The 12,212-nt window shown below is 38.9% G+C and carries 9 protein-coding genes; 8 read left to right on the top strand and 1 reads right to left on the bottom strand.

Annotation, left to right across the window (positions count from 1 at the left end; translation table 11 throughout):
- Positions 1 to 296: 296 nt before the first annotated feature.
- The 5 genes from lacG to QM928_RS09525 all read left to right on the top strand — a co-directional run bounded on the left by lacG (position 297) and on the right by QM928_RS09525 (position 9,253).
- The gene (gene lacG, locus QM928_RS09545) at positions 297 to 1,703 is read left to right on the top strand and encodes a 6-phospho-beta-galactosidase (protein ID WP_414294175.1); all 1,407 of its coding nucleotides are present in this window, start codon (positions 297 to 299) and stop codon (positions 1,701 to 1,703) included.
- Between the two features lie 42 nt (positions 1,704 to 1,745).
- Complete coding sequence (locus QM928_RS09540; RefSeq protein ID WP_414294174.1) at positions 1,746 to 2,000, top strand: DUF3884 family protein; 255 nt, start codon at positions 1,746 to 1,748, stop codon at positions 1,998 to 2,000.
- A gap of 307 nt (positions 2,001 to 2,307) precedes the next feature.
- Positions 2,308 to 4,863 carry a pneumococcal-type histidine triad protein gene (locus QM928_RS09535; RefSeq protein WP_414294173.1) on the top strand — a complete coding sequence of 852 codons (2,556 nt, stop codon included), beginning with the start codon at positions 2,308 to 2,310 and terminating at the stop codon, positions 4,861 to 4,863.
- A gap of 153 nt (positions 4,864 to 5,016) precedes the next feature.
- Positions 5,017 to 5,946, top strand: coding sequence for a metal ABC transporter substrate-binding protein (locus QM928_RS09530; RefSeq protein ID WP_414294172.1), 930 nt, complete (start codon positions 5,017 to 5,019; stop codon positions 5,944 to 5,946).
- A gap of 7 nt (positions 5,947 to 5,953) precedes the next feature.
- Complete coding sequence (locus QM928_RS09525) at positions 5,954 to 9,253, top strand: pneumococcal-type histidine triad protein (RefSeq protein ID WP_414294171.1); 3,300 nt, start codon at positions 5,954 to 5,956, stop codon at positions 9,251 to 9,253.
- On the opposite strand, the gene QM928_RS09520 is transcribed toward QM928_RS09525, so the two are convergent.
- On the bottom strand, positions 9,216 to 9,425 hold the full coding sequence (locus tag QM928_RS09520; protein ID WP_083301282.1) for a hypothetical protein: 210 nt from the start codon (positions 9,423 to 9,425) through the stop codon (positions 9,216 to 9,218). The two genes, QM928_RS09525 and QM928_RS09520, sit on opposite strands and share 38 nt — an antisense overlap.
- Between QM928_RS09520 and QM928_RS09515 the strand changes: the two genes are divergently transcribed.
- The 3 genes from QM928_RS09515 to QM928_RS09505 form a co-directional block, all read left to right on the top strand.
- Complete coding sequence (locus QM928_RS09515) at positions 9,386 to 9,631, top strand: transposase (protein ID WP_228113884.1); 246 nt, start codon at positions 9,386 to 9,388, stop codon at positions 9,629 to 9,631. The genes QM928_RS09520 and QM928_RS09515 overlap by 40 nt on opposite strands.
- 9 nt (positions 9,632 to 9,640) lie before the next feature.
- The gene (locus QM928_RS09510) at positions 9,641 to 10,159 is read left to right on the top strand and encodes a transposase (RefSeq protein WP_414294170.1); all 519 of its coding nucleotides are present in this window, start codon (positions 9,641 to 9,643) and stop codon (positions 10,157 to 10,159) included.
- A gap of 222 nt (positions 10,160 to 10,381) precedes the next feature.
- Positions 10,382 to 12,212, top strand: a 1,831-nt coding sequence (locus tag QM928_RS09505; RefSeq protein ID WP_414321999.1) for a Rib/alpha-like domain-containing protein, incomplete at its 3' end; no start/stop codon positions are given.

The raw sequence follows: 12,212 nt of genomic DNA, 5'->3' as shown, positions 1-12,212 counted from the left end.
GCTATGGCGAATTTCCTAATCGCCTTGTTAATTCGTCGGTAAAAAGATATCGTTTTTACCTCCTCATGTCACAATTCGAATTACCTTAGGGACTGTAAAACAGTCTCCTATCATCACGGAAATCGCTGTGGCGAATTTCCTAATCGCCTTGTTAATTCGTCGGTAAAAAAATATCGTTTTTACCTCCTCATGTCACAATTCGGTGACTTGCTACAAGAAGTGAGACGGAGATGGATAGCTCACTAGCTCCTCTCCGCTCGCTTTTCATTTTATTCAATCAAGAAATAGGTGAAAAAATGACAAAAACACTTCCTAAAGATTTTATATTTGGTGGCGCAACAGCTGCTTATCAAGCAGAAGGAGCTACTCATACAGATGGTAAAGGTCCTGTTGCCTGGGACAAATACCTAGCAGATAACTATTGGTACACAGCTGAACCAGCTAGTGATTTTTACCATAAATATCCAGTAGATTTGCAGTTAGCTGAGGAATATGGGGTAAACGGTATCCGTATTTCAATTGCTTGGTCACGTATTTTTCCAACTGGTTATGGTGAAGTAAATCCAAAAGGGGTAGAATTCTATCATAACTTATTTGCAGAATGTCATAAACGTCATGTAGAACCGTTCGTAACTCTTCACCATTTTGATACACCTGAAGCTCTTCACTCAAATGGAGACTTCTTGAATCGTGAGAATATCGAACACTTTGTAAATTATGCTGCCTTCTGTTTCGAAGAATTTCCAGAAGTCAACTACTGGACTACTTTCAATGAAATCGGACCAATCGGTGATGGTCAATACTTAGTAGGAAAATTCCCTCCAGGGATTCAGTATGACCTTGCCAAAGTTTTCCAATCACACCACAATATGATGGTTTCTCATGCGCGTGCTGTGAAATTGTATAAAGACAAAGGGTATGAAGGTGAAATTGGAGTTGTGCACGCTCTTCCAACTAAGTATCCTTTGGATCCAGAAAATCCAGCAGACGTTCGGGCGGCTGAATTGGAAGATATCATCCATAACAAGTTTATTCTAGATGCAACCTACCTTGGACACTATTCCGATAAAACCATGGAAGGTGTAAACCACATTCTTTCAGTTAATGGTGGTGAGTTGGATCTTCGAGACGAAGACTTTGTGGCACTTGAAGCAGCTAAAGACCTGAATGACTTCCTTGGAATTAACTACTACATGAGTGATTGGATGGAAGCTTTTGATGGTGAGACAGAAATCATCCATAATGGTAAAGGGGAGAAAGGAAGCTCTAAATACCAGATCAAGGGTGTTGGTCGTCGTGTAGCTCCTGACTATGTACCTCGTACTGACTGGGACTGGATTATCTATCCTCAAGGATTATACGACCAAATCATGCGCGTGAAAAAGGATTATCCAAACTACAAGAAAATCTACATCACAGAAAATGGTCTTGGTTACAAGGATGAATTCGTTGATAACACAGTTTACGATGACGGTCGAATCGACTATGTGAAGAAGCACATGGAAGTTATTTCAGATGCTATTGCAGACGGAGCAGTAGTTAAAGGCTATTTCATTTGGTCACTTATGGATGTCTTCTCATGGTCAAATGGTTATGAAAAACGCTATGGCCTCTTCTATGTGGACTTTGAAACGCAAGAACGCTATCCAAAGAAATCAGCTCACTGGTACAAAAAACTAGCTGAAACCCAAGTGATTGAATAGTACAACTAGTTATTAGGTATAGAATTTAAGCGAGAAAAGTTTATGCTCAAAGATTTTATCAAATCAATCTATGAAAAAGTTTATATTATTAACTTTGAACATTGCTCTCATGTACCATCCTTGACCAAGGAGCAACTTGCAAGTCTTGGAAAATGGTATGTCTCGACGGGTAAGGAGTGGATTTGTCATTCAGACTATGAATTTGAAGAATTTCAAAAGCTATTTTTAAATTTTGTCAACGCAGAAGATAAGGATAGCATTTCCTTTGTTTCGGATTTTATGCCATTTCAACACTAAAATATTATAAAGAGGAATCTATCTCATACTAGGGGATATTCCTCTTTTTTATCTAGATTTTACCTGAAAGTCAAAAAAATTCTTGACAGATTTATGTGATAGGAGTAAACTATTAACTAGTTAAATAACTGGTTAAGTACATAAAGAGGTAACTCACTCGCTCAAATCTTGTTTGAAATATAGAAAATAGGAGGAGTTTTAAAAGTGATTTCGTTTTTCAGTTGTATGGTTAACCAGTTAAGGAAGGTCTTTAGGAAAAAGTGTAGTTCTTCTTTAACGAATAAATGAAAATAGAAAGTGTGTTTAGATGAAAATCAATAAAAAATATGTTCTTGGTTCAGTAGCTCTTTTAGCATTAAGCCTTTCCAGTTATGAACTGGGGCGTTACCAAGCGGTACAGACTAGCAAAGAGTCTAATCGTGTGTCTTATATAGAAGGGAATCAGGCTAGTGCTAAGACTGAAAATCTGACGCCTGATGAGGTTAGTCAGCGAGAAGGTATTAATGCAGAACAGATTGTCGTTAAGATTACCGATCAAGGTTACGTAACTTCACATGGGGACCATTATCATTACTTTAATGGCAAGGTTCCTTATGATGCTATCATTAGTGAAGAACTTCTGATGAAAGATCCGAATTATCAGTTGAAGGATTCAGACATTGTAAATGAAATCAAGGGTGGTTATGTCATTAAGGTTGATGGTCGCTATTATGTATACCTCAAAGATGCATCCCATGCAAAAAATATTCGTAGTAAGGATGAGATCAATCGTCAGAAGCAAGAACACGGACATGGTAGTGGAACAAAAGTTAGCAATGAAGTTACCCTAGCAAGGGCTCAGGGACGTTATACGACGGATGATGGCTATGTTTTTAATGCAAGTGATATTATTGAGGATACTGGCGATGCTTACATCGTTCCACATGGCAATCACTTCCATTATATTCCTAAGAGTGATTTGTCTGCCAGTGAATTAGCTGCGGCCCAAGCATTCCTATCTGGTAAAGGTGGCCAAACAAGCTCAGTTGGGTATCGTCCGTCAACAAATTCTTCTAGCAGCTCATCAGAGGCATCGAATAGTAGTTCATATGGACAAACAAATCATAGTAATGTTGAGACAAATATTAGAAGATGGGCTCCAAGTGCTAGCCCACAAGTGGATAATAGTTATCAAGCAAGTCCAAGTGAAGACGTATCTAGTCTTTTGAAACAACTTTATGCCTTGCCACTCAGCCAACGACATGTGGAATCAGATGGGCTTGTCTTTGATCCAGCGCAAATTACAAGAAAAACTACGAATGGGGTAGCGGTATCTCATGGAGATCATTACCACTTTATCCCTTATTCTCAAATGTCTGATTTAGAGCAGAAGATTGCGAGAATGATTTCTGAAAATTATCAAGGAAATCATACTACTGCAGGTGGTAAAGAATTAAAACCAATTCCGACTCCAGAGCTTACCCCAATACCAAGTCCACAACCTGTACCAAATCCTCAACTAGCTCCAAGCAATCCAATTGATGGAAAATTGGTAAAACAGGCGATTCGAAAGGTGGTTGATGGTTACGTCTTCGAAGAGAATGGAATTTCGCGTTATATTTCTGCCAAGGAACTTTCAGCAGAAACTGTTGCAGCCATTGATAATAAACTTACCAAACAAGAAAGTTTGTCTCATGAGTTAGGAGCTAAGAAAACCAATCTTGCATCTGGTGATCAAAAATTTTACAACAAAGTTTATGATTTACTAGCAACAGTTCATCAAGATTTGATTTCCAATAAAGGGCGCCAGGCTGATTTTGACGCTTTGGATAGACTATTGGAACGTCTCAACGATGAGTCAAGTGATAAAGTCAAGTTAGTTGATGATATCCTTGCTTTTCTAGCGCCGATTCGTCATCCAGAACGTTTAGGAAAACCAAATGCACAAATAACTTACACAGATAATGAGATTCAAGTAGCCAAGTTGGCAGGAAAGTATACAACAGAAGATGGCTATATCTTTGATCCCCGTGATATCACCAGTGATGAGGGGGATGCCTATGTAACTCCGCATATGAGCCACAGTCATTGGATTAAGAAAGAAAGTTTATCTGAAGCTGAAAGAGCAGCAGGTCAAGCTTATGCTAAAGAGAAAGGTTTGACGCCTCCTTCAACAAATCATCAAAGTTCAGGAAATACTGAGGCTAAGGGAGCAGAAGCGATTTACAATCGAGTAAAAGCAGCTAAGAAGGTACCACTTGACCGTATGCCTTACAATCTCCAACATACTGTGGAAGTTAAAAATGGAAGTTTGATTATACCTCATTATGACCATTACCATAACATCAAATTTGAGTGGTTTGACGAAGGACTTTATGAGGCACCTAAGGGGTATACTTTAGAAGAGCTATTTGAAACTGTGAAGTATTATGTCGAACATCCACACGAACGTCCGCATTCAGATAGTGGTTGGGGCAATGCGAGCGACCATGTTCAAAGAAACCACAATAGTCAAGCTGCTAACAATCAAACAGAGAAACCAACAGAGGAGAAACCTCAGACAGAAAAAATTGAGGAGGAAAAACCTCGCGAAGAAAAACCGAAAAATGAGAAAGCAGAATCTCCAAAACTAAAAGAACCAGAGGAATCAGAAGAAGAATCACCATCGGAACCAGAGGAACCTCAGGTTGAAACTGAAAAGGTTGAAGAAAAACTGAGAGAGGCGGAAGAGTTACTTAAAAAGATTCAGGATCCAATTCTTAAGTCCAATGCCAACGAAACTCTCACAGGATTAAAAAATAACCTGTTATTTGGTTCTCAGGACAACAATACTATTATGGTAGAAGCTGAAAAGTTATTAGTCTTATTAAAGGAGAGTAAGTAACTATACAACTATTATAGAAGATAAAAAGGGAGCAGAATATGGATTCTGTTCTCTTTTTTGTGAAATTGTGTAAAAATTCTTGACATATTTTCTAAATAAAGATAAACTATTTACTAGTTAATTAAATGGTTAAATACTAGTTAAGGAGTTGTTATGAAAAAAAGAAGTATCCTATGGCTCATGCTTGCCTTCCTTGCTCTCGTTTTAGGAGCTTGTGGACAGAAGATCAGTCAAGATAAGAGTGATGAAACTAAAGGGATGAAAATTGTGACCAGTTTTTATCCTATCTATGCTATGGTCAAGGAAGTATCTGGTGACTTGAATGATGTTCGGATGATTCAGTCAAGTAGCGGAATTCACTCCTTTGAACCTTCAGCAAATGACATTGCTGCCATCTATGATGCCGATGTTTTTGTTTATCATTCTCACACATTAGAGTCATGGGCGGGAAGTTTGGATCCAAGCCTACAAAAGTCCAAGGTAAAGGTGTTGGAAGCATCTGAAGGTATGACCTTGGAGCGCGTGCCTGGCTTAGAAGATATGCAGGCAGGAGATGGGATTGATGAGAAGACCTTGTATGATCCTCACACTTGGTTAGATCCTGAAAAAGCTGGCGAAGAAGCGCAAATTATCGCTGACAAACTTTCAGAGGTTGATAGTGAGCATAAAGAAACTTACCAGAAAAATGCGCAAGCCTTTATCAAAAAAGCTCAAGAATTAACTAAGAAATTCCAGCCTAAATTTGAAAAAGCGACTCAGAAAACTTTTGTAACACAGCATACAGCCTTTTCATATTTAGCTAAACGATTTGGACTTAATCAACTTGGTATTGCAGGGATCTCTCCTGAACAAGAACCAAGTCCAAGACAACTAACAGAAATTCAGGAATTTGTTAAAACTTATAAGGTTAAAACGATTTTTACAGAAAGCAATGCTTCATCTAAGGTAGCGGACACTCTTGTCAAATCAACAGGTGTGAGTCTTAAAACCCTCAATCCTTTAGAGGCAGACCCACAAAATGACAAGTCCTACTTGGAAAATTTAGAAGAAAATATGGCTATCTTAGCTGAAGAATTGAAATGAGGAGATTATGAAGATTAATAAAAAATATCTAGCAGGATCTGCAGTGGTCCTTGCTTTAAGTGTCTGCGTTTATGCTTTGAATCAACATCAAGCACCTGAGAAAAAAGATGATAATCGTGTATCCTATGTTGACGGTAAAGGATCTGAAGCTAAGAAGAATGAATCTCTGACACCAGATCAAGTTAGCAAGAAGGAAGGAATAGAAGCTGAACAGATTGTTACCAAGATCACTGATCAAGGTTATGTGACTTCCCACGGCGACCATTTCCATTACTATAATGGTAAGGTGCCTTATGATGCTATCTTTAGCGAAGAACTGGTCATGAAAGATCCGAATTATCAGTTGCGTGATCAAGATATTGTCAATGAGATTAAAGGTGGCTATATCATCAAAGTGGACGGCAAATACTATGTCTATCTAAAGGATGCTAGCCATGCTGATAATGTCCGTACCAAAGAACAAATCGAGCAGCAAAAACAAGAACACACATCAGATAGTGGTAGTGCAAGTGAGGAAGTTCTTACTGCCAGAGCACAAGGTCGATATACAACGGATGATGGTTATGTCTTTAATGCTGCAGATATTATTGAAGATACAGGTGACGCTTATATCGTTCCTCATGGTGGCCATTATCATTACGTTCCTAAGAGTGCTCTATCTTCAAGTGAATTGGCTGCCGCTCAAGCTTACCTTGCTGGAAGAGGAAGTCAACAAAGTTTAACAGACTACAAACCGATTCCAAGTGTTGAACCAAGTCACCAAGTAGAGAAACCAGCTACAAGCAATCCAGTACAAGAAGAAAATAATCTTCAAAAACTTCTAGAACAGCTTTATGCTTTACCAGTTAGTCACCGCTATAAAGAATCTGATGGTTTGGTATTTGACCCGGCTAAAATTACCAGTCGTACTCCATCAGGGGTGGCCATTCCACACGGTAATCACTACCATTTCATCCCTTATAGTAGTCTATCTGCTTTGGAGCAAAAGATTGCACGTTTGATACCACTTTCAGGTCTTGTAAGTCCGTCAAATCCTGTAGAAAATCCAAACAAACCAAGTGAAGATCATGAGCACGACCATGACCATGAAGATGGAGAGAATCATGATCATAACCACCATGGACACGACCAAGAAGAGTCGGGTCATCATGGTCAGGAAGGCGAAGGACAAGGTCATGACCATGACCACAATCATGACAATCCCCACGATCACGGATTCGATACTAATCGTGTTATAAGTGAAGATGAGCAAGGTTTTATCGTTTCTCATGGGGACCACAATCATTATTTTTACAAGAAAGATTTGACGGCTCAACAGATTAAAGAAGCTCAGGAACACTTGAAAGGTAAAACCGAAGTTAAACCTAATCCATCAGATGAGCACCATGATGAAGACGGGCATGATCACCACCATGGTGAAGACCACGATCACGGATTCGATGCTGAGCGAGTGATTAGTGAGGATGAGCAAGGTTTTGTGGTTTCACATGGAGATCACAATCACTATTTCTTTAAAAAGGATTTATCAACAGAGCAGATTAAGGCTGCTCAGGAGCACTTGAAGGAACATCATCAGGTAGAACCTGTTAAACCACTTGCAAAAGATGTAGAAAGTTTCTCTCGAGATGCCAGCGATGAAGAAAAGATAGCTTATATCTCTAAAACCTATGGTGTTCCGCTTGAAGCTATCCGAATTTCAAATGGATTCTTTGTATTTGGAAATCCAGACCAGGCTTATGACCCAACTCACATTCACCCTTATGCAGTTCGAAAAGAACACGTTCGTATTCCGCTTCAAACAGGCGATGCAGAGCTTGATTTCCTAAACGAACTCTATACAACTGCACTTCGTGATGGTGTCTCCCCATATAGTTTGCAGGTGGAAAATGGTAGTTTCGTCATTCCTCACGGTGATCATAATCACTACATCAAAGTACAAACTAAAGGCTATGAAGTGGCTTTGAAACATAAGATTCCTGCCTTGCAATCTAACTACCAACCAGGAGCCTTTGATGAAGCTACTGTTCAAAATAAGGTTGATCAACTTCTAGCAGAAAGTCGTGAAGTCTATAAAGATAAACCAATTCAACAAAGACAAATTGAGCTTGCTTTGGGGCAATTCTCTGAAAATATGAAGAAACTCTCAACCAACTCAACTGCAGGATATTTGACAGCTTTGGATTTGTTTGATAAGCAGTATATCCACGTTGACTCTAGTGTAAAACCAACAGAAATCAGTCCTTTAGACAAGAAATATCAAGCTTTAGTAGATAAGATTAATACCTTGGATACGGATGCTTATGGACTTCCTAAAAAGGATCTCTTGGCTCAACTCCAAGAAAATAAATTAGCCCAAGATGAAGCTGGTTTAGATGCTGTTGAAGCTAAACTAGAAGCACTTCAGGACTTTAATGATCGTACTGGAGTTACAACAGTCGAGTACATTAAGTATTTCTATCAACATTTATCTGATAATCACTTAAATGACACTCTTAGAAATAAAGTTGCCAACTTAACTTGGACCCTTTATCAGTCACAATCCTTCCTTAAGGCGACTGACTTAAACAAACTCTTCCCTGAAATCTATCAAACAAAATTAGAGGTAGAAGAAGCAGTGAAGAATGAATCTGTTGCTCATAAACCTTCTGAAACGATTTTAGATACTGAAAAAGTGGATGGTCATAGTGCAAAAACTGCAGTTTATGAATTTTTGAAAGGTTTGTATGATGATATTAAGCCTGAGGAACAAAGCAATCATGTTCGAAAAGGTCAAGTAGAAGAACTCTTAACAAAAGCTGATGAATTAGTGGCTCAAGTTAAAGAAGAAGGTGTTAAAGCTTCCCTTGCTGACGAAGTGAAAAATCTGAAAGCTGCTCTAGATAAAGACGATGCAGACCTTGATGAACTAAACACACAAGTTCAAGATCTTCTAAAACGAATTTCACAAATCATTCAGACTGAACGTGAGAATGCTAATCAAGACCCAGAGGTTTTAGTTCTTTATCAAAAACTATACAACGGAGTTATTGCCCTTCATACTTATTTGGAAGTGAATAATGGTTCTGATGCTGACTTTGAAAAAGTCGATGCTCTGTTTGATAAACTAGCAGCAGCTAGCAAAGACAAGCAAGCTCTTTTATCTCTTGCTCAAGAAATCGTTTTGTTAAACGAAGAATTTCAATCCAAAGTTAAGCCAGCTGAAGCTAGCACAGAAACAGCCAATACAGAAACAAACGATAAGCAAGCTGAGTCAAACATAACTCCTGCAACTAGCTCTCCAGAAACAAGAGAAAAAGTAGCAGAATAACAAAAAGTCTGAGACAATAGTGTCTCGATTCTATCAAAAAAAGCAACGGTTTTGTGCCGTTGCTTTTTTGCATGGTTTCGATAGTCTTGGTAAAATAGAATTGCATAATAAACCATTTAGAAAGGCTATCCCATGCATATTCACTATAACACAAATCAAACAACTTTATCACTAGAAATCAGTTCTTTCTTGCCACAAGACCTTCTCGTCTTTACTATTGAAAAAGTGGTGAATACCTTGGAGGACAGTCACTTCCACGCCTTCTATCATGCCTTTGGTCGCCCGTCTTATCACCCAAAAATGCTTGTATCTACTCTTCTATTTGCCTATTCACAAGGGATGTTCTCTGGTCGAAAAATTGAAAAAATGATGATTTAAAATCTGGCTATGCAGTACCTAACAGGACAGTTGGTTGTCAGCTATCGCACCATCAATCGTTTTCGTGTCGCTGAAGGGATGGGAGAACTCATTCGTGATCTTTTCATCGACCTCAATCTTCGTTTAAAAATGGAAGAGTTAGTGACTTTAGATTGCTTGTTTATTGACGGAACTAAGATTGAAGCCAATGCCAACAAGTATAGTTTCGTGTGGAAGAAAGCGACAGAGAGATTCTCCGCTAAACTTCAAGAACAGATACAGATCTATTTTCAAGAAGAAATCACTCTCCTTATCCATCAGGCTATTAAGCTGGATGAAGAAGAGCCTATCTCCTCAGAGCAGTTGATTGAATTTGCTCAAGTCCTTGAAGAAGAATTGGAAAAACTGAGCCAAGATATTGAGGAGACACCCGTTAAGGGAAGGATGAACGTAAAACTCAGAGTCGTAAACTCAAGAAAGTCTTGCGTAAAGTCAAAGATGATTTCTCAGTACGTGCTAAAAAATATGAGCGTTATCAGGAATCACTGATTTATATTTTTTGATTATAATAAACAAAAATAATATATATTTTTTAATTCTTATTATTATATCACAAGTATTTCAAAAAAAGAAACGGCTGGACTTATCATTATATTTTGAAAATATAAAAATAAAAAAGGAAAAAGGATTGATTTTATTAAATAGTTATTTTATAATATTAAATGTATGTTAAAGACATGCTTTGATTTTTAAAATAAGGAGAAAAGATTCATGTATTTTAATCGTAAAAATGCAGAACAAAAGAATTGGCGTATGATCAAAAAGGGAAAACATTTCCTTTTCGGTTGTTCGCTTGTCTTTGCAGTTGGGGCAGCTTTGGTGGCTCCATCAGTTAAAGCAGATACAGTAGAAGCTAAGCCAGAAACTAGCTCTACAGCAGAGGGAATTAAGCCAGTTGCAGCCGAGGAGAATGTAACTTATGCAGCACCAGCTGTAGAAGTAGCTCCAGCATCAGCTGTTGAAGAAAAAGTTGAAAAAGCAGTTGAAACTACTCAAAATTCTAAAGAAGAAGCAGTAGTTGCGACTTTTGCAGATGCTTCAAGTGCAAACTTGTTAGCAACTCAAACTATTAAAGATGGCTCTTTAGTGGCTAAACCACGTAGAGCACGTGCTGCAGTAGCGGCTCCAGAAATCACTTCAGATCTTAAAGGAAAAGGAAGTTCAACAACGGATGTCACTGCTAAAGCGACAGCAGGTTCAACTGTTAAACTCTACAATAATGATGGTGTTGTTATTGGTGAAGCAGTAGCAGACGCTCAAGGTGTAGCTACAGTTACTCTAACAAATAGCCTTCCTGTAGGTGAAATCACTGCAACAGCTACACCAGTAGGCGAAAGTGAATCTCCTAAGAGCGCTCCTGTCACAGCGACTCGTGCAGAAAAGTCTGAAGTGGATGGAGGTGTTTCAAGAGGAAACGATAATACCCAACTTCTCGTTACCAGATCGCATATCACGGTTTATCCAGGTGAGTCTGTTAACATTGGTGTTGAAGCAGCATCAAATGAAATTGAAAACTTTTGGGTTCCTAATAATCCAGACGGTGTCAAGGGCTTGCTTCCTACAGGTGCCTACATAAAGACAGCTGGAACAGATACTATTAAACACCGTCCAGCCGGATACGGAGGAACTGTTGATTGGGAACAACCAGCAGGTGATACTGTTGTGACCTTCGCAGTTAGAAGTAAGAAAAATGCAGTTGTAACGAGAGACCTTAAAGTTACCGTTTTGGAACTTACTAAGAAGCTTGATGCTGTTGCAGGTGAAAAAGTAGAAGTTGCTGATCCTAACAATGTTAGCGAAGATGAGAAAAACAAGATTATCTCCGCAACTACAAAAGCAAATGCAAGTTTCCCTCCAGGTACTACATATAGCGTCGACGAAAAAGGAAACCTTGTCATTACTTATCCTGACAAATCCACTGATAAGATTACAGCAGCATACTTAGTTACTCCAGCAGCTAGGGAAGCAGACAAATACACGCCGACTGCTAAGGGACAAACAGTTGCTCCGGGTTCAACACCAGACGCTAAAAACTCAATTGATAATGCTGGTGAACTTCCAAGTGGCACTACTTTCGCTTATAAGATACCAGTAGATACTGCAACCGAGGGTGAAAAAGACGCGATAGTAGTAGTTACGTACCCAGACAAGTCAACAGACGAAGTTCCAGTTAAAGTAACTGTAAAAGATCCACGTAGCGATGCGGATAAGAACGAACCAAAAGCTAAGGACCAAACTGTTAAAGTTGGTGACGCACCAAAAGCAGAAGATTCAATTGCGAACTTCAAAGACCTTCCTTCAGGAACAACATCTAAGTTCAAGGAACCAGTAGATACAACAACACCAGGTGAAAAAACACCAGTAGTCGTTGTCACTTACCCAGACAAGTCAACAGACGAAGTTCCAGTTAAAGTAACTGTAAAAGATCCACGTAGCGATGCGGATAAGAACGAACCAAAAGCTAAGGACCAAACTGTTAAAGTTGGTGACGCACCAAAAGCAGAAGATTCAATTGCGAACTTCAAAGACCTTCCTTCGGGAA

This window comes from Streptococcus infantis, assembly GCF_047460405.1.
Lineage (GTDB): Bacteria > Bacillota > Bacilli > Lactobacillales > Streptococcaceae > Streptococcus > Streptococcus infantis_Q.
Note: the sequence above shows the minus strand (reverse complement) of the source record. Positions and strands in the feature narration are given on the sequence as shown.